Consider the following 340-nt stretch of genomic DNA (forward strand, 5'->3'; position numbering starts at 1 on the left):
GTGTCGCGCATTCCGGCGTTCGTGCAAGAGACCGATGCGCTGCTCAAGCGCGAGATCGAAGGCGTGCGGCTGGTGAACTTCGGCCACCTGGGCGACGGCAACCTGCACTACAACGTGCAGGCGCCGGAGAACATCGACACCAAGGCGTTCCTGAAGAACGAGGAAGAGCGCATCAACACGCTGGTGTACGACGCGGTGGAGAAGTTCGGCGGCTCCTTCTCGGCCGAGCACGGCGTGGGGTCGCTGAAGTCGACAAGCTGGAGAAGCACAAGTCGCCGGTGGCGCTGGAGATGATGCGGGCGATCAAGCGGGGGCTGGATCCGAAGAACATCCTGAACCC

General features: G+C 63.2%; 1 pseudogene. It reads left to right on the plus strand.

Features of this window, described 5'->3' with window-relative positions:
- Positions 1-340, plus strand: a pseudogene (locus BMG07_RS41075) (FAD-binding oxidoreductase); the annotation flags it as partial.

The organism is Variovorax sp. E3 (assembly GCF_016082275.1).
In the GTDB taxonomy this organism is placed as follows: domain Bacteria; phylum Pseudomonadota; class Gammaproteobacteria; order Burkholderiales; family Burkholderiaceae_C; genus Variovorax.